The sequence below is a fragment of the Embleya sp. L77 genome (genome assembly GCF_055557415.1).
Genome location: NZ_CM145709.1, coordinates 4133287 through 4156919, shown reverse-complemented (window position 1 = coordinate 4156919; position 23633 = coordinate 4133287). Strand labels below are relative to the sequence as shown.

Here is a 23633-nt window from a genome sequence, read left to right as displayed (position 1 = left end):
AGGGAATCCAGTTGTCGCTCACCATCGGAATCGTCGGCCTGCCCAACGTCGGCAAGTCGACGCTCTTCAACGCCCTGACCAAGAACGACGTGCTCGCGGCGAACTACCCGTTCGCGACCATCGAGCCGAACGTGGGCGTGGTGGGCGTGCCGGACCCGCGTCTGGACACGCTGGCCGAGATCTTCGGATCGGCCAAGAAGGTCCCGGCGACCGTCGACTTCGTGGACATCGCGGGCATCGTGCGTGGCGCCTCCGAGGGTGAGGGCCTGGGCAACAAGTTCCTCGCCAACATCCGCGAGTCGGACGCGATCTGCCAGGTCATCCGGGTCTTCACCGACCCGGACGTGGTGCACGTCGACGGCAAGATCTCGCCGGCCGACGACAAGGAGATCATCGAGACCGAGCTGATCCTGGCCGACCTGCAGACGATCGAGAAGGTCCTGCCGCGACTCCAGAAGGACTCGCGCCTGCAAAAGGACAAGGTCGCGGTGGCCGCCGCCGTGGAGAAGGCCAAGGAGGTGCTGGAGGCGGGCACCACGGTCTTCGCCGCCGGCCTCGACCCGGAGCCGCTGCGCGAGCTGCACCTGCTCACCGCCAAGCCGTTCCTGTACGTCTTCAACGTCGACGAGGACGAACTGGTCAACGAGGAGCTCAAGGACGAACTGCGCGAGCTGGTCGCACCGGCCGAGGCGATCTTCCTGGACGCCAAGATCGAGTCCGAGCTGATCGAGCTGGACGAGGCCGAGGCCCTGGAACTGCTCCAGAGCCTGGGCCAGGAGGAATCCGGCCTGTCGATCCTGGCCCGGGTCGGCTTCGACACCCTGGGCCTGCAGACCTACCTCACAGCCGGCCCCAAGGAGGCCCGCGCCTGGACGGTCGCCAAGGGCGCCACCGCCCCCGAGGCCGCCGGCGTGATCCACACCGACTTCCAGCGCGGCTTCATCAAGGCCGAGGTGATCGGCTTCGACGACCTGGTCGAAACCGGCAGCCGCGCCGAGGCCCGCACCAAGGGCAAGGCCCGCATGGAGGGCAAGGACTACATCATGCAGGACGGCGACGTGGTGGAGTTCCGCTTCAACGTGTGACCGATCTGCCACCAGGCGTTATGCAGGGTGTCAGGCGCGCGGATCGAAAGGGGTCGGGCTCGGACGAGCCCGACCCCTTTCGCGTCCCCGTGTCGAATGGGTGCCGGAATCCGGAGGCGGGGTCGGCGATGATCACGTCCCGTAGACGGTGGAGCGATGTCCGACGTGAACGACCCACACCACGAGTTCCCCGCTGTCGATCGTGTAGACGACGCGATAGTCGCCGACTCGCAGGCGACGACGCTCGGGTTGGGACACGAGTGCGGTGGTGTTGAAACCGAGAGGATCGGTCTCCAGTTCGGTCAGCTTGGTCAGGATGCGCAGTGCCATATCGCGGGGGATCTTCCGGAGTTCGGCCTGCGCCTCGGGTCGAAAGACGGTTCGGTACTCAGTCACCGCGCGCCAGCGTCTCCCTCATGACATCCTCGATCGGAATGCCGCGCACCGGGTTGGCCATGCGCTCGTCGATGATCCGGTTGATCTCCCGCTCTTCCAATTCCTGATACTTCCGCAGGACCTCGATGGACACGACGGCCGCCACCTGCTTGCCGCGGCGCGTGATGACGGTGGGAGTGTCGTCGCGATCCGCCCGCTCCACGACCTCGGCCAGGTGAGCACGCACGTCGCGGATGGACTCTATGGGCATCTGGCTCATGCGCCCGAGTGTACCGGGCGTGCCAGGTGTACACATCTTTTTTCGGGCAAGCTCCGCCCTCTACGGCAACACCTTCCGGCTCTCGCACGAGGGAAAGGTGCTTGCCGGGAGCAACAAGCTGATCGAGGACGCGCCGGCGCGACCCCTTTGAATCGACGGGTCCGCGGCGGGGCGGCCGCGTTGAGGCCGTGCGTGCTCCGGTCAGCGCGCCGGGTGCATGCCCGCTCCGCGGTCCCGGTCGAGCCGCCGCTACGCGCCCGGGATGCACGTCCGCTACGCGCCCGCCACCCCACACCACACGACTAACCGCCCCGCAGCACCCGGCCCCGACCCCGGCCGCGCAGCGGACGCGCGACCCGCCCCGTAGGGGCCACGCAACCCGGCTCGGAGAGACCGGCCCGACCCCGAACCCGTAGGGGACGCGCAACCGGCCCCGGAGGGGCCGAGCAACCCGGTCGGGCCCTGCCAGGGTGCATGCCCGCTCCGCGGTCACGGTCGAGCCGTCCGCTACGCGCCCGGGATGCACGTCCGCTACGCGCCCGCCACCCCACACCGCACGACCAACCGCCCCGCAACGCCCGACCCGACCCCAGCCCGGCCGCGCAGCGGACGCGCAACCGGCCCCGTAGGGGCCACGCAACCCGGCTCGGAGAGACCGGCCCGACCCCGAACCCGAAGGGGACGCGCAACCGCCCGCGCAGCGGACAAGCAACCCGCCCCGCAGAGGGCGGAGTACCCCGGCTCGGAGAGACCGGCCGATCCGTCCGGGGGCCGCGACGGTCGAGGCGCCGGTCCGGGAGCCGGGCCGGTTAGCCTCTGGGGATGGCTCTTACGACTTCTGCGGATGCGCCCCTGCCCGTGGCCGAGATTTCTCGGTTGATCGGGGGGTGGATCGACCGGCTCGGGGATGTGTGGGTCGAGGGTCAGATCACCCAGCTCAGTCGGCGGCCGGGGGCCGGGGTGGTGTTCATGACGCTGCGCGATGCCGAGCAGGACGTGTCGATCTCGGTGACCTGCTATCGGAAGGTGTTCGACGCGGTCGGGGACATCGTGACCGAGGGTTCGCGGGTGGTCGTGCACGCGAAGGCGGATTGGTACCGGGCGCGCGGGACGTTGTCGTTGCGGGCCGCGGAGATTCGGCCGGTGGGGATCGGCGAGTTGTTGGCGCGGTTGGAGCAGCTCAAGCGTGCGCTCACCGCCGAGGGGTTGTTCGATCCGCGGCACAAGCAGCCGCTGCCGTTTCTGCCGCACCGGGTCGGGCTGGTCTGCGGGCGTGCCTCGGCCGCCGAGCGGGACGTGTTGGAGAACGCCAAACGACGGTGGCCGGCCGTGCGGTTCGCGGTGCGCAACGTCGCGGTGCAGGGGGTCAGCGCGGTGTCCCAGGTGGTCGCGGCCATCCGCGAGTTGGACGCCGACCCGGACATCGACCTGATCGTGGTGGCCCGGGGCGGCGGCAGCGTGGAGGATCTGTTGCCCTTCTCCAGCGAGGAGTTGGTGCGGGTCGTCTTCGCGTGTACGACGCCGGTGGTGAGCGCGATCGGGCACGAGCCGGACGCGCCGCTGCTGGACCTGGTGGCCGACTATCGGGCGTCCACACCCACCGACGCCGCGAAGCGGATCGTGCCGGACATCCGCGAGGAGCTGCATCGGGTGCACCAGGTGCGCGATCGCGGACGGCTCGCGCTGGGGGCCCGGCTCGATCGGGAGTACCAGGGCCTGCGGGCCGCCCGTTCGCGGCCGGTACTGGCCGATCCGCAGCGCATGGTGGACCTGCGCGCGGAGGAGGTGGCCGGGCTCGTGGACCGATCCCGGCGCACCCTGCGGCACCTCCTGGACCGCGCCGCGAGCGACCTCGTGCACACTCGCGCGCGGGTCGTCGCGCTCTCCCCCGCGGCCACCCTGGAGCGCGGCTACGCGGTGTTGCAGCGGGCGGACGGACATGCGGTCCGCGACCCCGCGGAGGTGGCGGCCGGCGACCGGCTGACCGCCCGCGTGGCGGCCGGACGCTTCGACGTGGTCGTCCCGAAGGAATGAAGAAATGCAGGACCGCAGGACCGCAGGACCGCAGGACCGCAGCAATGAAGGACACCAGGACCGGCAGGACCGGCCGAAGGCCCGACCGAAGGACCGACCGAAGGATGCCTCCACGCACCGATCGAGGAAAGGATCGGCGCACCCGTCGAAGGATGGATTATTTGACCCGTTCGTATGACAAGCAGTGACGTCTCACCCGATCGGCGGCGAAAACGGCTTAGTTTGCGCGTGTGTTGCGTCATCTGCTCGCCGCGTCCGCGTTGTTGCTCACCGGCGTCGCCACGTCCTCCGTGGCCGCCGCCGACGACTCGCCCGCGCGGTGGAATCCGTCAGCCGCCGACTCCTACGTCAACTACGTCGCACCCCGGGACCCGTTGCCGCCCGACGGGCCGCCGGGCGTCTCGCCCGAGGTGCGTGAGCACGCGCTCGCGGCCGAGCGGCGGGCCCGGCACTACGATCGCAAGTTCGCCGCGGGCAACCCGGCCCCCGCCCGCCGGCTCGCCCGCGCCGAGGCGACCGCGGCCAGGACCGGCACGAGCCCGCGCGCGCAGGACGGCGCGGCGAAGCGGGACGCGCGCCTGCTGACCGTCCTGGTCGAGTTCGACGACAGGGCCGACGACGACTTCTCCGGCTTCCGGCGACCGACCAGTGTCGCCGACCCGACCTGTGTGACCGAGCCGCCCGGCACGGTCAAGAACGGCCCGCGGCACAACCTGCTGCCCGATCCGGCGATCGGCGGGCAGGACAACAACACGCTGTGGGTCAAGGACTTCGACTCGACCCACTACGAGCGCATGCTCTACTCCGAGGAGGGCCTCACCGAGCGGGTCCGGCCCGACCTGACCGGCCCGGACGGCAGGCCCGGCGTTGACCTCGCGGGTCTGACCATGCGCAACATGTACCGGGAGATGTCGCACGGCGCGTACACGATCGGCGGTGAGGCGGCCGGCTGGGTGAGCGTCCCGCACTCCGAGGCCTGGTACGCCGCCGGCCACTGCGGCGCGATCCGCCAGGACAACAGCGGCAGCCCGGACAACCCGCGCGGCGTACGGCAGTTCGTCACCGACGCGGTGGACGCGCTGGCCGCCACCCGACCGGACTTCCCGTGGTCCGACTACGACAAGGAAGACCCGGGCGACGCCGACCACGACGGCAACACCCAGGAGTCCGACGGCGTGGTGGACCACCTGGTCCTGGTGCACGCGGGCAAGGACAAGTCGGCCGGCGGCGGCGCCGAGGGCACCTATGCGATCTGGGCGCACGCGAGCACCGTGCTCTTCGGCCACCAGGTGCCCGGCAGCAACATCAAGATCGCGAACTACATCGTGCAGCCCGAGGACTCCGGAGTGGGCGTGTTCGCCCACGAGTTCGGCCACGACCTGGGCCTGCCCGACCTGTACGACAACTTCAGCGCCGGCGAGACGGACGTCGACTTCTGGGACCTGATGTCCTCCGGCTCGCACGCCGGGCCGCTGTTCCAGACCATGCCCACCCACATGGGCGCGTGGTCGAAGTACGTGCTGGGCTGGATCGATCCGCCGGTGATCCCGGTCGGCGGCAACGCGCGCACCGTACTGCTCGGCGCCGCCGCCGACCCGCGGGCCGGCACCCGGGACGCGGTCCGGGTGAACCTGCCGAACGAGCGGATCCGGATCGGCACCCCGCACAGCGGGACGAGCATGTGGTATTCGGAACGCGACCAGGAATGGTCCGACGGCCGGATCGTCCGGGACATCGCGGTGCCCGCCGGCGGACCCGCGACCTTCTCGATGTGGAACGACTACACCATCGAACAGGACTGGGACTTCGGCTTCGTCGAGGTGTCCACCGACGACGGTGCGACCTGGACCCAGCTCGCCGTGCACGACGACGCGGGCACCCTGGTCAGCACCCCGCCCGACTACCCCGACCCCAACCACAACCTCTCCGAACTGCGCAAGGTCAACGGCCTCACCGGTGGCACCGGAGGATGGCGGCACGACAACGTGGATCTGACCCCGTACGCGGGCCGGACGATCAAGCTGCGGCTGGACCTGAACACCGACGCCGCGTTGATGGAGAAGGGCTGGTTCGCCGACGACTTCACGCTCACCGGCGGCGCCGACGGCGGCACGGTGTGGTCGGACGACGTGGAGAGCGGCGACAACGGCTGGACCGCGGTCAAGGGCACGAGCACGGTGACCCGCGGGGCCGGTTGGGGCCGCACCTCCGGCGAGGTCGAGCGGGAGCAGTACTACCTGATGGAGTGGCGTGCACCGGTCGGCTTCGATCGGGGCCTGAACTTCGCGTACACCGCGGAGCACAGCGACCGGCGCGGCGTGCGGGTGCGCCGGTTGGGCTACGACGTGCCCGGCATGCTGGTGTGGCTGCGCGATGCCGAGTATCAGAACAACGGCGTGAACTTCAATCTGAGCGCGCCGCCCAGCTACGGCGCCAAGGGGCAGACGCTGCTCGTGGACGCGCATCCGGATCCGCGTCGGTGGACCGGCGAGGCCGGTGAGCACTATCGGGTCGAGAGCAACCCCCGGAAGAATTTGGACAGCCGGGCGCAGTCCGCGGACGCCGCGTTCGGCTTCCTGCCCACGCCGGCGTTCGGTGCGTGCCACAGCAATGGCGCGTGGTGCCAGGACTTCGCGGCCCGCGAACCGGTCCGCGCGTTCGGCGACGACCGCGGCTGGGCCCCGGGCGTCGAGTACGTCGACGGCGCACCGGTGGACCGCTTCACCGACGGGTCCACCGTGGTGCCCGCGCGCGGCCCGTACAGCACCAGGGTCGTCACGCCGGACGGGGCGCCCGATCCGGCGCACCACGGCGTGCCGTACAAGGGCTCCGTGCTCGGCACCGGCGATCCCGGCCCCGACCTCGCCTACGGCGCCTCGGCCACCCTGGTCGGGCCGCTGTCGCGGGAGAATCCGGAGCACGGGGCCGCCGTGCGGGTCACCGCGGCCCGGCCGTGATCCGTGCTCGGGTCCGGCCCGGCCCGGTCAGGTTCGGTTCGATTTGATCCGGTTCGGTCAGGTTCGTTTCACTTAGGTCCGGTCCGGTTCGGGGACCCCGGCCGCGCGGGATCCCGGCCACGGGGGACCTAAGCTGGCGGCATGAGCGAGCAGACCGCACCCGCGCCGGACGAGGCACCGGCCTACGAGCAGGCCCGCGACGAGCTGATCGAGGTCGTGCGTCGCCTGGAGACCGGTGGCATCACCCTGGAGGAGTCGTTGGCCCTGTGGGAGCGCGGCGAGCAGCTCGCCGTGGTGTGCGAGCAGTGGCTCGACGGCGCCCGGGCCAGGCTGGACGCGGCGGTCCGCGCCGAGCGGGCCGGTGCCGGGCCGGACGAGCCCGGCGAGGACGACTGATCCGAGCACCGGTTCGGCGAACGACGCGAGGGGCGCTCCCGAGTTCGGGAGCGCCCCTCGTGTTTCACCCGGCCCCCGACCACACCGTCACCGGGTGGTCGGGGGGTGGGGCATCTACTTCTGAGCCGGCAGGATCCAAACAACCGCACCGGAGTTGCCCGGCAGCGGGAGCACCGGCAGCACGGTCACGCCGTAGCCCTTGTCGAAGCCCGGGTTGCCCGTGCCCAGTTCGGAACCGTGGAACAACTTGCCGAAGTTGTCCCGGTCCAGCGAACCGTCCGCCTTGGTGATCTTGGTGGTGTACGGCCCCTTCGCCGGCACCACGGTCGAGCCGTAGCGGTCCTTCGGCAGGACCCGGCCCTTGTAGACCTCGGTACCCGGTGCCCAGCCGAGGGTGTCGGTGAACAGCGTCACCGGCGCCTGCGCCTGGAACGAGGTGCAGTAGGCCGTGCCGGGGATGCAGTCCGTGAACGGCGACGTCTTGACGAAGCCGAACGCCGCGTTCGCGGCCTGCGGCCGGGTCGGCAGGTTGGCGAAGACGTTCCGCTTCTCGATGTTCGACACGTTCGGGTCGGGCTGCGGGAACTGCGCCTTGGCATCGCCGGTGTAGCGCAGCGGGTCCGGGTGCGAGTCGACGATCAACAGCTCGCCCTTGGGGCCCCACGAGGGCCCGTTGTCGATGTTGAAGTTGACGCCGTTGTTCTGGTACTGGTTGTCGCGCAGCCAGACCAGCATGCCCGGGGCGTTGTACGGGACCCGGTTGGTCTTGCCGTTGGGACCGGAGGTGTACGCGTACTTCAGGCCCTCGTCGAAGCCGGACAGGTTGCGCCACTCCAGCAGGTAGTACTGCTCCCGCTCGAAGGTGCCGCTGGTCCGGCCCCAGCCCGCGCCGCTGGTGATCGCGTTGGTGCCCTTGATCGCGGTCCAGCCGTTGTCGCCGCTCTCCACGTCGTCCGACCACACCGTGGTGGTGCCGTTGGTGAGCGAGAAGTCGTCGGCGAACCAACCCTTCTCCATGAACGCGGCGTCGGTGTTCAGGTCCAGCCGCAGCTTGATGTTCTGGCCCGCGTACGGGGTGAGATCGACGTTGTCGTGCCGCCATCCACCGCTGTCACCGGTCAGACCGCTGGTCTTGCGGAACGTGGCCAGGTTCTTCGTCGGGTCCGGGTAGTCCGGCGGCGTGCTGACCAGCTTGCCGGACTCGTCCTTGACCGCGAGCTGCTTCCAGGTGGCACCGTTGTCGGTGGACACCTCGACGAAGCCGAAGTCCCAGTCCTGCTCGATGACGTAGTCGTTCCACATCCAGAACTTCACGTCCGAGCCGGCGGGCACCGCGATGTTGCGCTCGATCCGGATGTCGGACCAGGCCTGGTCCTGGCCGGAGTACCACATGTTCCGGCCGCCGTGCGGCGTACCGACCTGGACCTGCTTGTTCGGCAGGTTCACCCGGATGCCCCGCGAGGTGCCCTTGGGCGTCTTGGCGGCCTGGCCCAGGGTGGCGACCTTGGGTCGGTCACCGACGTTGACCACGTCCGGGGTCAGCCAACCGAGCGCGTACTTGTCCCAGATGCCCATGTGCGCGGGCTGCGACTGGAACAGCGGCCCGGCGTGCGAGCCGGAGGACATCAGGTCCCAGAAGTTCAGGTCCGTCTCGCCGGCGCTGAAGTTGTCGTACAGGTCGGGCAGGCCCAGGTCGTGGCCGAACTCGTGGGCGAACACGCCCACTCCGGAGTCCTCGGGCTGCACGATGTAGTTCGCGATCTTGATGTTGCTGCCGGGCACCTGGTGGCCGAAGAGCACGGTGCTCGCGTGCGCCCAGATCGCATAGGTGCCCTCGGCGCCGCCGCCGGCCGACTTGTCCTTGCCCGCGTGCACCAGGACCAGGTGGTCCACCACGCCGTCGGACTCCTGGGTGTTGCCGTCGTGGTCGGCGTCGCCCGGGTCTTCCTTGTCGTAGTCGGCCCACGGGAAGTTCGGCTGCTGCTTGGCCAGTTCGTCGACCGCGTCGATGGCCAGCTTCTGCGCGCCGAGCGGGTTGTCCGGGCTGCCGCTGTTGTCCTGCCGCGCGTTGCCGCAGGCGCCCGCGCCGTACCAGGCCTCGGAGTGCGGCGCCTTGACCCACGGCGTCGCCTCACCGGAAACCGAGTACTTCCCGGCCGACATCTCCTCGTACATGTTGCGCATGGTCTGGCCCGCGAGGCTGATGCCCGGCTTGCCGTCCGGCCCCGTGAGGTCGGTGCGCATGCGCTCGGTGATGCCCTCCTTGGAGTAGAGCATCTTGTTGAAGTGGGTCTGGTCGAAGTTCGGCACCCACTGCGAGTTGTTGTCGTTCGGGTTCAGCGCCGGGTTCGGGATCCGGTTGTGCAGCGGCCCGTTCTTGATGGTGCCGGGGGGCTCGGTGACACAGGTCGGGTCCGAAACGCTGGTCGGGCGCTTGAAGCCGGAGAAGTCGTCGTTGGCCTGGTCGTTGAACTCGACCAGGACGGTCAGCAACTTCGCGGTCTGCTTGGCGTCGACGGGCTTGCCGCTGCGCTCGGCCTTGATCTCGGCCGGGCTCTTGCCGGTACGTCCGGCCTCGGCCTCCAGTGCCTTGATCTGCGCGGCGGCGCGGGGGTTGCCGTCGGAGTTCTTGCGGTCGGCCGCGGCGTTCTGCGCCTTCAGCGACGCGGCCACGGCCGGGTCGCCGGGCAGCGCACTGGTGTCGATCGCCGCGTCGATGGAGTTGACGTAATGGTCCTCGGGGCCCGGATTCCACACCGCGCGGGTCGTGTCGACGCGCGTAGGCGCGGCCGAGGTCGAGGGGGCGGTCGTGGCGGCAAGTCCGGTGATCGCTAGCGCGGATACGGACAGCAGTGCCACACGGCGTTTCACCCGCCGGACGCCGTTCGCAGGCGTCGGGCCCCTCCCGGGTATCGCTGGACTCAACGTGCTCCCCTTTCCGACCGGGGAACGATCCCCGGACGCAAAGCGACGTCGCGTGGGATCTGATCAAGCGCACACGACGTCGGGCCGACTCGGAAAGCCCGACGGACACGTGGCGGCAACCATCGGGTCACGACGATGCCGACACACGTTCGACCGGGCTTCCGGACCCTAGGGGTGGGAGTAACGCGCGGGGCAGAGGAAGGCATGTGGTCTTTACGGAGTCTTTACGAGCCCCTGTACATCCTGTGCAGCCGGATGTCCGAATCACCCGGATAGGTCCGGCCGATCTGCCGGCTTTCGGCTCAGCCGGCGGCAGTTCGCAGGGATGCGGCGAGAACGGTCAAATCCTCGAAAGTCGCATTGCCGGTGACCATCGTGGTCACGCCGTCGCGGACCCGGACCAGCGAGCGGTACTTGGGGCCGTCGTACGCCTTCCACTGCTCGCCGGCCACGTCCCGGTTGCCGATCGGCTGCCCGCGCTTGCCCTTGTCCCGGACGAGTTCGTCGGTGAAGCCGTTGGTCTGCTCGACCGCGGCGTAGGTGTCGTTCGGGTTGATGAAGCCGATGTGCCACGTGGTCCGGTTGCGGTCGGTCCCCTCGAAGTTCACCGAGGTGGCCCGCCACCGCTCGCTCAGCCCCTGCGGGGCGAGCAGCGGATACGGCGAGACCCGGGCCGCCTGCCGGAAGGAGAGTTCGTAGGGCACCCGCTTCACCGGATCCGCGCCGCTGTGCGGTGCCACCAGAAACAGCGCGCCGACCACCAGGCCGCACGCTCCCAAGGAAAGAACCATGTCCCGAACGGTCTCTCGACCCGACTTCCTCGCCACCCGTACATGGTCGCATTGCGCGCTGTCTCGTTTTGCACGGGCTACCTGCACCGATACCACCGCTCACCGATAACATCGGGGCAATCCCGTTGGAACCAGTCCGGACTCGGGGCCGCGCAATCGCCGTGCCACCCGCAGCGATGACGCACGGCTCCGGGGGATCAGGGCACCCCTCGTGGTTACGGACCGGTTCCCCTACAGGAAGGCCCGCCCGAATGACGGACCAATCTGTACCTCCGCAGCTCGAAGTCGCACCGGAAGCCCCGGACCGCAACCTCGCACTCGAACTCGTCCGGGTCACCGAGGCCGCCGCGATGGCGGCCGGCCGCTGGGTCGGTCGAGGTGACAAGAACGGCGCGGACGGCGCCGCCGTGAAGGCGATGCGCAGCCTGATCCACACCGTGTCGATGAACGGTGTCGTCGTGATCGGCGAGGGCGAGAAGGACGACGCCCCGATGTTGTTCAACGGTGAACGGGTCGGCGACGGCTCCGGACCCGAGTGCGACGTCGCGGTCGACCCGGTGGACGGCACCACGCTGACCGCCAAGGGGATGAACAACGCGGTCGCGGTGATGGCCGTGTCCGAGCGCGGCAGCATGTACGACCCCTCGGCCGTGTTCTACATGGAGAAGCTGGTCACCGGCCCCGAGGCGGCCGACGTGGTGGACCTGACCGCGCCGATCGCGGAGAACATCCGCCGGGTGGCCAAGGCCAAGCACAGTGCCGTCGAGGACGTCACGGTCTGCATCCTGGACCGGCCCCGGCACGACTCGATGGTCAAGGAGATCCGCGAGGCCGGCGCCCGGATCAAGTTCATCACCGACGGCGACGTGGCCGGCGCGATCATGGCGGCCAAGGACGGCACCGGCGTCGACCTGCTGCTCGGCATCGGCGGCACACCTGAGGGCATCATCGCCGCCGCCGCGATCAAGTGCATGGGCGGCGTGATCCAGGGCCGGCTGTGGCCCAAGGACGAGGCCGAGCGGGCGAAGGCGATCGACGCCGGGCACGACCTGTCCCGGGTGCTGCTGACCGACGACCTGGTCCGCGGCGACAACGTCTTCTTCGTCGCGACCGGCATCACCGACGGCGAACTCCTGCGCGGGGTGCGGTATCGCTCCAGCACGGCGCTCACCTCGTCGCTGGTGATGCGTTCCAAGAGCGGCACGATCCGGCAGATCGACAGCCAGCACCGGCTCGCGAAGCTACGGGCGTACAGCGCGATCGACTTCGACCACGCTCGTTGACCAAGCACCTCGGCCGGGCAGGTCGGCCGTGCGGCCGGGGGTGAGCCGACCCGGCCTTCGGCCGAGCCGGCCGTGACCGCCGGCCGGGCCGATCTCGGCTCGGCCGGCGGTCGGTCCCCGGCCACGTGCGGTGCGTGTCCCACTAATAGGCGCGGATTTTGTACCTGTTTGTGGGGACCCTCCTTGAGCATCGATCGAGGAGGCCCACCGGATGACCGTGCGGCACGGCAGACCTGGCAGCAGCCCGGCGAAGACCGAGGCGGCGCCCCGGCTCGGGCTGATCCTGACCGGGCTGATGCTCGGGATGCTGGTGGCCGCGCTCGATCAGACCATCGTCTCCACCGCGCTGCCGACCATCGTCGGCGACCTCGGCGGGCTCAACCACCTGTCCTGGGTGGTCACCGCGTACCTTCTCGCGTCGACCGTGAGCACTCCGCTGTGGGGCAAGCTCGGCGACCTGTTCGGACGCAAGAAGCTCTACCAGGCGTCGATCGTGATCTTCCTGATCGGCTCGGTGCTGTGCGGCATCGCCCAGGGCATGTTCGAGCTGATCGCGTTCCGGGCGATCCAGGGGCTCGGCGGCGGCGGCCTGATGGTGTTGTCCCAGGCGATCATCGGCGACGTGGTGCCGCCGCGGGAGCGCGGGCGCTACCAGGGCCTGTTCGGCGCGGTGTTCGGGGTCACCTCGGTGGCCGGGCCGCTGCTCGGCGGGTTCTTCGTGGACCACCTCAGCTGGCGCTGGGTCTTCTACATCAACCTGCCGATCGGCGTGATCGCACTGGTGGTGATCGCCGCCGCGCTGCACACCAAGGAGATGCACACCCGGCCGAGCATCGACTATCTCGGCATCACGCTGCTGGCCGGCGGCACCACCTGCCTGGTCCTGCTCAGCACCTTCGGCGGCACCACCTACCCGTGGGCCTCCGCACAGATCGTCGGACTGGGCGTCGCCGCGGTGGTGTTGCTCGCCGGGTTCGTCGCGGTCGAGCGGCGCGCGCCGGAGCCGGTGCTGCCGCTGAAGCTGTTCGGCAACCGGATCTTCTCGGTGACCGCCGGCATCGGCTTCATCGTCGGCTTCGCGATGATGGGCGGGCTGAGCTTCCTGCCGCTGTTCATGCAAGTCGTCAACGGCAGCACACCCACCGAATCGGGCCTGCGTCTGCTGCCGATGATGGGCGGCCTGCTGATCACCTCGATCGTCAGCGGGCAACTGATCACCCGGACCGGCAGGTACAAGATCTACCCGATCCTGGGCACCGCCGTGATGGCCGTCGGCATGTTCCTGATGTCGCGGATGGACGAGTTCACCACCACGGCCGCGTCCTCGCTGTACATGCTGGTCTTCGGCATCGGCCTGGGTCTGGTCATGCAGGTGATCGTGCTCGCCGTGCAGAACTCGGTGCCCTACGCGGACCTGGGTGTGGCCACCGCCGGCGCGACCTTCTTCCGGTCCATCGGCGGCTCGTTCGGCGCGGCGATCTTCGGCACGATCTTCAACAACCGGCTCACGGTGCACCTGCGGGAGGCCGCGGCGCGCGGCGAGGGCATGCCGCCCGGCACGACTGCCGGGTCGTCGTCCGCGATCAACCCGGCCGACCTGAACAAGCTGCCGCCCGCGTCCAAGTCCGGCTTCATCCACGCCTACGCCCAGTCGTTGCAGACGGTGTTCCTGGCCGCCTCCTGCATCGTGCTGGTCGCGTTCGTGCTGTCCTTCCTGCTCAAGGAGGTCCCGCTGCGCGAGGCCACCCGCGAGACCGAGCGCACCCCGCTGATGTCGCCGACCGCGCGCAGTTCGGTGGACGAGATCGAGCGCGCGATGTCGCAGATGGTGCGCCGGGAGAACGGCTGGTCCCGCTACGAACGCATGATCCAGCGCTCCGGCGTGGACCTGTCGGTGCCGTGCGCGTACGGGCTCGTGCAGCTCGACCGGTTGAGCCCGATCTCGATCCCCGACCTCGCGGCCCGGCTCCACGAGTCCGAGGACCGGGTCCGCCGCTACGCCGACGAGCTGACCTTCGCCGGCTACATCGAGCGCCTCGGCGAGGGCACGATGCAGCTCACCGCCAAGGGCCACGTGGCGCTGGAGGCGCTGGTCGAGGCCCGTCGGCAGATCCTCACCGAGGTGATGGCGGACTGGTCACCGGAGCAATCCGAGGAACTGACCGCGCTGTTGCGCAAGCTGGCCCGGTTGACCACGGACACCCCGCGCGACCACATCGTCGGCGAGGCCGACCGGCACGCGAGTTGACGCCGGCTCGGTGACCGGCAGGCGATTCGACCCGACTCAGTGGTGGGCGCGGGGGCGACGCACGGCGCCGCGCTCGTTCGGGGTCAGGCCGCCGCGGACGCCGACCGGGGTGGTTTCGGCCAGCGCGCTCGCACGGCATTCGAGCAGGACGGAACAGCGCGCGCAGACGCGCTTGGCGTCCTCCTCACGCGCGAGACGGGCGACGACGGGTTCACCGGGATAACCGAGAAACAACTGCCGATCCGCGGTCGCACACGCGCCGGCCACCGGGGGCGTCCAGGTCGCGGTGCGGGTTCCGCGGACTATGTCGATCGGTTCCGTCACGCTGCTCTCCTCGGGTCGGGTGTGCCAGTCGCCTACCCGGGTCGAACCGACACATGCGCACATCACGACAAGGCGACGACAAGTAACCCCAAGGAAATGTGGTGGACATCCGGCGCACGCCAAGGTCGGCCGTCTGCTCTTCCCCGGCCCACCGGGCCCGTTCCGCGGACGCCCGGGCGTACCCGTTCCGCCGACGCTCGGCGTGCCCGCGTGACCGACACCCGGTCGCACCCGCCGCGCCGACGCTCGGTCGATTTCCGCTCGGGACCGGGATAATCGCCCAATGATCTTCGGCATCCTGGGACCGGTGGACGTTCGACTGCCCGACGGCAGCCAGGTTGCCGTCGGCGGGCCCGGAGCGCGGGCGTTGCTCGCGCTGTTGTCGCTGGACGCGGGCCACGTCGTGCCCACCGAGCGACTGATCGACGGGCTGTACGGCGAGGATCCGCCGGCAGGCGCGGCGAACGCGTTGCAGTCGCACGTGTCCCGGCTGCGCCGCGGACTCCGACCGCATACCGGCGATGTCGATTCGATCGAGTTCCACACGACCGGCTACCGGCTCGCGGTGGATCCGGAGGCGGTGGACGCGCATCGCTTCGAGCGACTGGTCCGGGCCGGTCGGCAGGCGCTCGCGGCGGGCGAACAGGCGGACGGCGCCGCGCTGCTCGGCGAGGCGCTCGCGTTGTGGCGCGGGCCGGCGCTGGCGGACGTGCCGTACGCGCGGGCGCGGGCCACCCGCCTGGAGGAGCTGCGGGTGACCGCGGCCGAGGACCGGATCGAGGCCGAGATCGCGCTCGGCGGACTGCGCGCGGCGATCCCGGAGCTGCGCGTCCTGGTCGACGCGCACCCGCTGCGCGAGCGTGCGCGCGGGCTGTTGATGCGGGCGCTGAGCGGCAGCGGCCGGCAGGCCGAGGCGCTGGAGGTGTACGAGGACCTGCGCCGGGTGCTCGCCGAGGAGCTCGGCGCCGACCCCTCCCCCGAACTGGCCGCCGTGCAGGTCGCGGTGCTGCGCGGCGAACTCGGCGGGCCGCCCGCGCCGGTGCTGCCGACCCCGCGTGCGCCGCTGGCCGAGGCGCCGCTGCCGGTCCCCGAATTCGCCGCGCCGCCCGGCCGGCTCACCGGCTTCGTCGGCCGCGAACACGAACTGGCCCGGCTGACCGCCTCGGCCGGCGCGCGGCTGGTCACGCTGACCGGGCCCGGCGGTACCGGAAAGACCCGGCTCGCCGTGGAGACCGCCGCGCGCACCGTCGAGCAGGTGTGCTTCGTCGACCTCACCCGGGCCGCCGACGACGCGGCGCTGCCGCACGTGGTGGCGGCGGCGCTGGGCATCCGCGAGGCGGGCGGCGTGAGTGCGCGGACCGCGGAGAGCGATCCCGGTGCGCGGATCGTCGCGGTGCTCGCCGAACAGCGACTGCTGCTGATCCTGGACAACTGTGAGCACGTGGTGGAGGGTGCGGCCGTGCTCGCGCACCGGGTCCTGGACGGCTGCCCGGGAGTGCGGATCCTGGCCACGAGCCGCGAACCGTTGGGCATCACCGGCGAGGTGCTGTGCCCGGTGCCGCAACTGGCGCTGCCCGCCGCCGACGCCGACCTGGACATGCTGCGTGCGGCGCCCGCGGTCGAGCTGTTCACCGCGCGTGCCTCGGCGGTGCGGCCCGACTTCGCGGTCACCGCCGACAACGCGCCGGACGTGGCGCGGATCTGCGCCGCGCTCGACGGATTGCCGCTGGCCATCGAACTCGCCGCCGCGCGGCTGCGCACGCTGCCGTTGGCCGAGGTCGCCGCGCGGCTGGACGACCGGTTCCGACTGCTCTCGCGCGGGAGCCGGACCGCGGCCCCTCGGCATCGCACACTGCACGCGGTCGTCGAGTGGAGCTGGGACCTGCTCGATCACGACGAACGCGCGCTCGCCCGCCGGCTCACCGTGTTCGCCGGCGGTGCGACGTTGGCCGCGATCGCCGCGGTGTGCGGTGTCTCCGCGGAGGAGGCCGACGACCTGCTCGCCGGGCTGGCCGAGAAGTCGCTGGTCACCGTGGCGGACGGAGACGGCGGCCGGTTCCGGATGCTGGAGACGATCCGCGCCTTCGGCGTGGCCCGGCTCGCCGAGGCCGGCGAGGAGGAGCGGCTACGGCGCGCGCACGCCGAATACTTCCTGGCCCTGGCCGGCGAGGCGGACGCGGGCCTGCGCGGGCCGAACCAGCTCACCCTGCTGCGCCGGCTCACCGCCGAACACGGCAACACCGACGCCGCGCTGCGCTGGGCCATCGGCGCGGATCCCGAACTCGCCCTGCGCCTGCACGCCGCCCTCACCTGGTCGTGGTGGCTCGGCGGCACCCGCGGCGCCAATTCGGCCCGCTCGGCCGAACTCTTCACGGCGGTGACAGGCGGCAGCGCGGCGGGCGGCGTCGGGGCGGGCGGCAGTGCGGCGGGCGGAGAGTTCGTGGCGGGCGCGGACTTCGCGGCGGCCAGCGAGCTTGCCGAGGAGTACGTGCTGTGCGTGGTGAACGCGGCGGCCGCCCCCGGGGCGGGTGGCCACGTGCCGGATGCGGCGCTGGATCGGGCCGCGGCGATCATGAGCGGCATCCGCCGACCGCTGCGGCATCCCGCGCTGATGGTGCAGTGGGCCCTGGTCGGCGGCCCCGACCGGACCGACGTGCAGACGCACGCCGCGCAGGCCGCCGACGACCCGTGGGCGCGTGCGGTCGGACTGCTCGGGACCGGCTATCTCGCCCTGTTCGCCGGCGACACCGAGGCGGCGGCCGGCCCGCTGTCCACGGCGGCCGACGGGTTCCGGGCACTGGGCGACCGCTGGGGGCTGGCCAACGTGCTCGAACCGCTCGCGCAACTCGCCGACTGGCGCGGCGACTCCGCCGGATCGGCCGAGCTGATCGACGAGGCGATCGCCCTGGCCTCGGAACTCGGCTCGATCGAGGACCTGGTCGACTTCCTCACCTGCCGCGCCGACCTGGACCTGCGGGCCGGTCGAACCGCGCCCGCCCGATTCGGATTCGCCCGGGCCGAGGAACTCGCCCGCCGCACCGGCGCGCCGATGAAGGTCCGCGTGGCGCTGCGCGGCCTGGGCGACGTGGCCCGGCTGACGGGTGACCCGGTGACGGCGAATCGGCTGTACCGCCAGGCGATCCACAGCGACCCGGGGACCGCGATGTGGTACCTGGAGACGCGCGCGCTCGCCTGGGCCGGCCTGGGCCGGATCGCCGCCGCCGAGGGCGACCGCACGACCGCACACGAGCACTACGGCGCGGCCCTGGACGCCGCGCTCACCCCGCCGGTCAGCGCGGTGGGCGCCGCGGCGGCCGTACTGGGCCTGGCCGAGTCGGCCGCACACGCCGGGGACGAACGGCGGGCGGCGCTGCTGCTCGGCGCCGCCGCCGTACTGCGCGGCGGCAACCGGATCGACGCGGACGTCACCGCGACCGAGTCCGCGATCCGGGCCGCGGTGGCCGGACCCGAGTTCACCGAGCACTACCACCGGGGCACGGCACTGACCCGCGACGAGGCAATCCGCGCGGCCCGCGCGAGCCGGTGACGCCCCCGGCGCCGGCCAGGCCGCCATTCGGGCCGCGCCGCGGTCACCGCCGCCGCTCCACCCGCCCTAGAGCAGGTCCACCGGCGGCATGACGAGCCGTGCGACAGCAGTGGCGGCCGCACGCTCGGCGTCGAAGTGCTCCAACCGCTCGGGAGCGACCTGTGCCAACGTCGCGCGCAGTGCCTCCGGGGTTGCGGTGGGCTGCGGTAGCGCTCCGGGATCCGGGCCATGAACCGGGTTCATCGACGTCTCCCTCGGGCTGTTGCATCCCGGACCAATCGGGCACTAGGGCTCACGTACCGGGATCTTGTTGATCTGGAACGTCGGCGTGGTCACGTCGGCGAAGAAGTCCTGGCCCTTGTCGTCGACCACGATGAAGGCCGGGAAGTCCTCGACCTCGATCTTCCAGACCGCCTCCATGCCCAGCTCCGGGTACTCCAGCACCTCGACCTTCTTGATGCAGTCCTGGGCCAGCCGCGCCGCCGGGCCGCCGATCGAGCCGAGGTAGAAGCCGCCGTGCGTCTTGCACGCGTCGGTGACCTGCTTGCTGCGGTTGCCCTTGGCCAGCATCACGAACGAGCCGCCCGCGGCTTGGAACTGCTCGACGTAGGAGTCCATCCTGCCTGCGGTGGTCGGGCCGAACGAGCCGGACGCGTAGCCCTCGGGGGTCTTGGCCGGGCCTGCGTAGTAGACCGCGTGGTCGCGCAGGTATTGCGGCATCGGCTGACCCGCGTCGAGCAGTTCCTTGATCTTCGCGTGCGCGATGTCGCGGGCGACGACGACCGGTCCGGTCAGCGACAGCCGGGTCTTCACCGGGTACTTGGACAGCTCGGCGCGGATCTCGCTCATCGGCCGGTTGAGGTCGATCTGCACGACGGTGTCGTCCAGGTCCTCGTGGGTGGTGTCCGGGAGGTACTTGGCCGGGTCGGTCTCCAGCTCCTCCAGGAACACGCCCTCGGCGGTGATCTTGGCCAGCGCCTGGCGGTCGGCCGAGCAGGACACCGCGATCGCCACCGGGCAGGACGCGCCGTGCCGAGGCAGTCGGATCACCCGCACGTCGTGGCAGAAGTACTTGCCGCCGAACTGCGCGCCGATGCCCATCTGCTGGGTCAGCGCCAGCACCTCGGCCTCGAACTCGACGTCGCGGAAGCCGTGGCCCAGCGGCGAGCCCTGACCGGGCAGCGTGTCGAGGTAACGGGTGGAGGCGTACTTCGCGGTCTTGAGCGCGTGCTCGGCGCTGGTGCCGCCGACCACGATGGCCAGGTGGTACGGCGGACAGGCCGCGGTGCCCAGCGAGCGGATCTTCTCGTCCAGGAAGCGCAGCATGCTCTGCGGGTTCAGGACGGCCTTGGTCTCCTGGTACAGGTACGACTTGTTGGCACTGCCGCCGCCCTTGGCCATGAACAGGAACTTGTACGCCTCGCCGGGGGTCGCGTACAGCTCGATCTGGGCGGGCAGGTTGTTGCCGGTGTTCTTCTCGTCCCACATGGTCAGCGGGGCCATCTGCGAGTAGCGCAGGTTCAGCTCGGTGTACGCGTTGGCGATGCCGCGGGACAGGTGCTCCTCGTCCCGCCCGTCGGTGAGCACGTGCTGGCCGCGCTTGCCCATCACGATCGCGGTGCCGGTGTCCTGGCACATCGGCAGCACGCCGCCGGCCGCGATGTTGGCGTTCTTGAGCAGGTCGAGCGCGACGAAGCGGTCGTTGGCCGAGGCCTCGGGGTCCTCCAGGATCCGCGCCACCTGGGCCAGGTGGCCGGGCCGCAGCAGGTGCGAGATGTCGCGCATCGCGGTCCGCGCGAGCAGCGTCATCGCCTCGGGTTCGACGTTGAGGAACCGGCGCCCGCCCGCCTCGAACGTGGACACGCCATCGGCGGTCAGCAGCCGGTACGGCGTGGTGTCCTCCCCCAGCGGCAGCAGATCCGTGTAGGCGCTGAAGGTGTTCTCAGGGGCGGGCATCGTGATCCTCACTCATGCGGTAACGGGGCCTGGTCCAGGGTAGAGCGGCCCGAACCGATCACCGCGCCGAGGTCGCCGACGGGGTCGGCGCGTAGCGGTTCGTGGGCTACGGGCCCACGGTTGTCGCGGGCTGCGCGGAGATGTCCTCGGCCGACCCCCGCAATCGGTCCGTTCCCGGTACCGCCGCTACCGCCGGGATCGCCGAGCCCGCGGATGCCGCCGGTGCCACCGGCTCCGCCGGGTCCTCCCGCTCGGCCCGCATGCCCAGGACCACGCCCACGCCGACCAGGAGCGCGCCGCCGAACTGCCCCACGGTCGGCGCGCCGGTGCCCAGGACCAGACCGGACAGCGCCGCGGTCACCGGCACCAGGCCCATGAACAGCCCGGCCCGCTCCGGCTCGATCCGGGCCAGCGCCGAGTACCACAGCAGGAACGCCCCGGCGGTGAGCGGCAGCGCCAGGTAGAGCAGCGCGGCGAGCTCCGTCCCGGACGGCATCCGGATCAGCTCGGTGCCGTCGGTGAACGCCCCGACCACCAACATCTGCGGAATCGCCATCGCGGTCGCATACGCGGCGATCCGCCAGGCCCCCAACCGCGGCAGCAGCGGCACCGCGATCAGCGTGAAGCCCATCTCGCACAGCGCCACCCCGCACGCGAAGAGCAATCCGAGCGCCGTACCGCCACCGAGCCCCTGCACCACCGCCGCCCCCGCGACCACCACGAGCGAGGCGAGCAGCACCGACCGGCTCGGCCGCCGCCCGCCCAGCACCGGCGCGGCCAGCACCAGCAGCAACGGCGTGGCACCCAGGATGCTGCCCACCGTGGCCGGATCCGCCCGGTCCAGCGCGGCGAACAGGAACAGGTTGAACAGGGTCTGGCCGCACAGCGCGAGCAACCCCAGCCGGAGCAGTTCCCGCCGGGTCGGCCGCAACAACGGGATCCGGCGCAGTCGCAGCACCCCGAACAGCACGAGCGCGGCCACCGCGTAGCGGAGCATCTGGCCGCCGGTCACCGGATAGTCCGACAACACCGCGGAGACCCCGGCGGCGGCACCGATCAGCCCCTGCGCGGACGCCGCACACACCAGGCCGATCGAGCGGGGAGACATCGAGGAGGACTTCATGTGACGTAACGTTAGGAAGCCGGTGGAGTCCCCGGCAGAGCCACTTCCGGGCCGAAAAACCGGACCAATACCGGATCGCCGACGGGCCACCGAAGGACCGCGGCCGAACCGCCGACGAATCGCCGACGACCCACCCGGCCCCGACGAACCCCGAAGGCAGGCCCCGAGTGCGCGAACTCCTCGTCCACCTCGACCGATCGGCGGGCCGGCTCGGCGCCCAGGTGCAGGCCGGCCTGCGTGCCGCGATCCGCTCCGGCCGACTCCCGGCCGGCTTCCGGATGCCGTCCACCCGGGCGCTCGCGGAAGACCTGGGCGTCTCCCGCGGCATGGTCGTCGAGGCGTACGAGCAACTGGTCGCCGAGGGCTATCTTTCCTCCCGGCACGGCTCCGGCACCCGGGTCACCGCGGCGTACACGGCGCCGCAGCCCGCCGACCCGGCCGGCTGCGATCCGACGATCCCGATCACCCACGACCTCAAGCCCGGCGTGCCCGACCTGTCCGCGTTCCCGCGCGCCGCGTGGTCGACCGCGACCCGGCACGTGCTGCGCACCGCCCCGCACGCCGCGTTCGACTACCCCGGCCCGTCCGGCACGAGCGAACTGCGCGTCGCCCTGACCGACTACCTGGGCCGGGTCCGCGCCGCGCAGGCCCACCCCGAACACATCGTGGTGGTCAACGGCGTGGCCCAGGGCCTGTCCCTGGTCTCCCAGGCGCTGCGCCGACTCGGCCTGGACGTACTCGCGGTGGAGGACCCCTCCAGCGATCGCCAACGCGGCATCTTCGCCACCCACGGCCTCACCGTCGCCTACGCCCCCACCGACGCCGAGGGCATCGACGTCGACGCACTCGCCCGCACCGGCGCCCGCGCCGTGCTGGTCACCCCGGCCCACCAGTACCCCACGGGCGTGGTCCTGTCGCCCCGCCGCCGCGCGGCCCTGGTCGACTGGGCCCGCGCGCACGACGGGCTGATCGTGGAGGACGACTACGACGCCGAGTTCCGCTACGACCGCGACCCGGTCGGCTGCCTCCAGGGCCTGGCCCCGGACCGGGTGGTGCACCTGGGTTCGACCAGCAAGGCGTTGGCACCGGGGATGCGGCTGGGCTGGGCCGTGCTGCCCGCCGAACTGATCGAGCGGATCCACGACCTCAAGACCAACGCCGACCTCGGCTCGGCCACCCTCCCCCAACTGACCCTGGTGCGGATGCTGGCCACCGGGGCGTACGAGCGCCACCTGCGCACGATGCGCGCGCACTACCGGACCCGCCGCGACGCGGTGGCCGAGGCCCTCGCCGAGCACCTGCCGGCGGCCCGCGTGCACGGCATCGCCGCGGGCATCCACCTCTACGTCGAACTCCCGCCCGGCTCCGACGAATCGGCCACCGTGCGACGAGCCCGCGAGCACGGCGTACGGGTCGAGCCGATGGCCGGGATGCGCGCGTTCGCGACCGGGCCGCCCGCGGTGATCATCGGTTACGCCGGACTCTCGCCCGACCGGCTGCGCGAAGCGGTCCGACTGCTCGCCCGGTCCGTACTCCCGGCCGTTGCACCCCCGGGCTAGATTTACCTCGTGGACAACAGCCCAGAGCGTCGAGCCCAGCCGCCCACCCCCGAGCTGCGCGCCTCCGACGCCGACCGCGACCGCTACGTGCACGTGCTGCGGGACGCGCTCGCGGAGGGCAGGCTGACCGCCGACGAACACGCGGAGCGGGTGGACGCGGCGCTGGCCGCGAAGACGCTCCGCCAACTCGAACCGCTGATCGCCGATCTCCCGGCGCCCGGCCCGATCGGCTACGAGCCCGCGGCGGCCAACGCGGTGCCGCCCCGCCCGGCCCGGTCGAACATGTTCGCGTTCTGGAGCAGTTCCGTCCGCAAGGGTCGCTGGCGTGCGGGTTCGAAGCTGAACGCGGTCGCGGTGATGGGCGGCGTGGAAATCGACCTCACCGACGCGGTGTTCGACGAACCCGAGTTGGTGATCAACGTGTTCACGCTCTGGGGCGGCATCGACATCCGGATCCCGGAGGGGGTCACCGTCCGCGATCACGGGTTCGGCTTCATGGGCGGCTTCGAGGTGCACGAGCAGTACACCGACGATCCGCGCGCACCCGTCGTGGTGGTCAAGGGTCTGGCGATCATGGGTGGCGTGCTGGTCAAGGCGAAGCGCCGCAAGGAGCAGCGCCGACGCGAGTTCGACGGCGATCCCCGCTTCCGCTCGGGTGCGGACCGACCGGAGGGTGACCGCTTCCGCAAGGGCCCGGAGCGGCCGGAGTACGACCGCTTCCGCAAGGACTCGGACTGACCCGTACGAGGC

17 protein-coding genes are annotated in these 23633 nt (G+C 71.2%); 9 read left to right on the top strand and 8 right to left on the bottom strand.

Annotated elements, in window-relative coordinates; all coding sequences use genetic code 11:
- Positions 1-11 precede the first annotated feature (11 nt).
- Entirely contained in the window at positions 12-1085 is a 1074-nt protein-coding gene (ychF, locus tag ACZOOI_RS17815; RefSeq protein WP_465276803.1) for a redox-regulated ATPase YchF, read from the top strand.
- A 132-nt stretch (positions 1086-1217) separates the two neighbouring features.
- Here ychF and ACZOOI_RS17810 read toward each other — a convergent pair whose 3' ends face one another.
- Positions 1218-1481, bottom strand: coding sequence for a type II toxin-antitoxin system RelE/ParE family toxin (locus tag ACZOOI_RS17810; protein WP_396010943.1), 264 nt, complete (start codon positions 1479-1481; stop codon positions 1218-1220).
- Entirely contained in the window at positions 1474-1740 is a 267-nt protein-coding gene (locus tag ACZOOI_RS17805; protein ID WP_465276802.1) for a type II toxin-antitoxin system Phd/YefM family antitoxin, read from the bottom strand. Before ACZOOI_RS17805 ends, ACZOOI_RS17810 begins: the two co-directional genes overlap by 8 nt.
- Positions 1741-2562: 822 nt before the next feature.
- Between ACZOOI_RS17805 and xseA the strand changes: the two genes are divergently transcribed.
- The 3 genes from xseA to ACZOOI_RS17790 all read left to right on the top strand — a co-directional run bounded on the left by xseA (position 2563) and on the right by ACZOOI_RS17790 (position 7127).
- On the top strand, positions 2563-3774 hold the full coding sequence (gene xseA, locus ACZOOI_RS17800) for an exodeoxyribonuclease VII large subunit (protein ID WP_465276801.1): 1212 nt from the start codon (positions 2563-2565) through the stop codon (positions 3772-3774).
- 230 nt (positions 3775-4004) lie between these two features.
- Positions 4005-6731: an immune inhibitor A domain-containing protein gene (locus tag ACZOOI_RS17795; protein ID WP_465276800.1), complete on the top strand. Its 2727-nt coding sequence runs from the start codon at positions 4005-4007 to the stop codon at positions 6729-6731.
- Between the two features lie 141 nt (positions 6732-6872).
- Positions 6873-7127, top strand: a complete 255-nt coding sequence (locus tag ACZOOI_RS17790) for an exodeoxyribonuclease VII small subunit (protein WP_465276799.1) — start codon at positions 6873-6875, stop codon at positions 7125-7127.
- 114 nt (positions 7128-7241) lie between these two features.
- On the opposite strand, the gene ACZOOI_RS17785 is transcribed toward ACZOOI_RS17790, so the two are convergent.
- Positions 7242-9998, bottom strand: coding sequence for an immune inhibitor A domain-containing protein (locus ACZOOI_RS17785; RefSeq protein WP_465276798.1), 2757 nt, complete (start codon positions 9996-9998; stop codon positions 7242-7244).
- 356 nt (positions 9999-10354) lie between these two features.
- On the bottom strand, positions 10355-10879 hold the full coding sequence (locus tag ACZOOI_RS17780; RefSeq protein ID WP_465276797.1) for a DUF4245 domain-containing protein: 525 nt from the start codon (positions 10877-10879) through the stop codon (positions 10355-10357).
- 215 nt (positions 10880-11094) lie between these two features.
- On the opposite strand from ACZOOI_RS17780, the gene glpX reads away from it, so the two are divergent.
- Positions 11095-12126, top strand: coding sequence for a class II fructose-bisphosphatase (glpX, locus tag ACZOOI_RS17775; protein WP_020556582.1), 1032 nt, complete (start codon positions 11095-11097; stop codon positions 12124-12126).
- A 211-nt stretch (positions 12127-12337) separates the two neighbouring features.
- Positions 12338-14374, top strand: a complete 2037-nt coding sequence (locus ACZOOI_RS17770) for an MFS transporter (protein WP_465276796.1) — start codon at positions 12338-12340, stop codon at positions 14372-14374.
- A gap of 36 nt (positions 14375-14410) precedes the next feature.
- Here ACZOOI_RS17770 and ACZOOI_RS17765 read toward each other — a convergent pair whose 3' ends face one another.
- Positions 14411-14698, bottom strand: coding sequence for a WhiB family transcriptional regulator (locus ACZOOI_RS17765; RefSeq protein WP_465276795.1), 288 nt, complete (start codon positions 14696-14698; stop codon positions 14411-14413).
- 283 nt (positions 14699-14981) lie between these two features.
- On the opposite strand from ACZOOI_RS17765, the gene ACZOOI_RS17760 reads away from it, so the two are divergent.
- A complete protein-coding gene (locus tag ACZOOI_RS17760; protein ID WP_465276794.1) occupies positions 14982-18245 on the top strand; it encodes an AfsR/SARP family transcriptional regulator in 3264 nt (1087 codons plus the stop codon).
- 66 nt (positions 18246-18311) lie between these two features.
- On the opposite strand, the gene ACZOOI_RS17755 is transcribed toward ACZOOI_RS17760, so the two are convergent.
- The 3 genes from ACZOOI_RS17755 to ACZOOI_RS17745 form a co-directional block, all read right to left on the bottom strand.
- Positions 18312-18488: a hypothetical protein gene (locus ACZOOI_RS17755; protein ID WP_465276793.1), complete on the bottom strand. Its 177-nt coding sequence runs from the start codon at positions 18486-18488 to the stop codon at positions 18312-18314.
- Positions 18489-18530: 42 nt separating this feature from the next.
- Positions 18531-20201, bottom strand: coding sequence for a fumarate hydratase (locus tag ACZOOI_RS17750; protein WP_465276792.1), 1671 nt, complete (start codon positions 20199-20201; stop codon positions 18531-18533).
- A 106-nt stretch (positions 20202-20307) separates the two neighbouring features.
- Positions 20308-21324: an EamA family transporter gene (locus tag ACZOOI_RS17745; protein ID WP_465276791.1), complete on the bottom strand. Its 1017-nt coding sequence runs from the start codon at positions 21322-21324 to the stop codon at positions 20308-20310.
- 167 nt (positions 21325-21491) lie between these two features.
- Here ACZOOI_RS17745 and pdxR point away from each other — a divergent pair, with 167 nt between their 5' ends.
- Together pdxR and ACZOOI_RS17735 are read left to right on the top strand one after the other, a co-directional pair.
- Positions 21492-22883 (top strand): MocR-like pyridoxine biosynthesis transcription factor PdxR, encoded by a 1392-nt coding sequence (gene pdxR, locus ACZOOI_RS17740; protein ID WP_465276790.1) that lies wholly within the window; start codon positions 21492-21494, stop codon positions 22881-22883.
- Positions 22884-22892: 9 nt separating this feature from the next.
- Complete coding sequence (locus ACZOOI_RS17735) at positions 22893-23621, top strand: DUF1707 SHOCT-like domain-containing protein (protein WP_465276789.1); 729 nt, start codon at positions 22893-22895, stop codon at positions 23619-23621.
- Positions 23622-23633 lie beyond the last annotated feature (12 nt).

Excerpts from the sequence above, each read along its gene's own strand:
- ACZOOI_RS17805 (WP_465276802.1), bottom strand. The coding sequence starts at position 1,740 with ATGAGCCAGATGCCCATAGAGTCCATCCGCGACGTGCGTGCTCACCTG.
- xseA (WP_465276801.1), top strand. The coding sequence starts at position 2,563 with ATGGCTCTTACGACTTCTGCGGATGCGCCCCTGCCCGTGGCCGAGATT.
- ACZOOI_RS17790 (WP_465276799.1), top strand. The coding sequence starts at position 6,873 with ATGAGCGAGCAGACCGCACCCGCGCCGGACGAGGCACCGGCCTACGAG.
- glpX (WP_020556582.1), top strand. The coding sequence starts at position 11,095 with ATGACGGACCAATCTGTACCTCCGCAGCTCGAAGTCGCACCGGAAGCC.
- ACZOOI_RS17770 (WP_465276796.1), top strand. The coding sequence starts at position 12,338 with ATGACCGTGCGGCACGGCAGACCTGGCAGCAGCCCGGCGAAGACCGAG.
- ACZOOI_RS17760 (WP_465276794.1), top strand. The coding sequence starts at position 14,982 with ATGATCTTCGGCATCCTGGGACCGGTGGACGTTCGACTGCCCGACGGC.
- ACZOOI_RS17755 (WP_465276793.1), bottom strand. The coding sequence starts at position 18,488 with ATGAACCCGGTTCATGGCCCGGATCCCGGAGCGCTACCGCAGCCCACC.
- ACZOOI_RS17750 (WP_465276792.1), bottom strand. The coding sequence starts at position 20,201 with ATGCCCGCCCCTGAGAACACCTTCAGCGCCTACACGGATCTGCTGCCG.
- ACZOOI_RS17745 (WP_465276791.1), bottom strand. The coding sequence starts at position 21,324 with ATGAAGTCCTCCTCGATGTCTCCCCGCTCGATCGGCCTGGTGTGTGCG.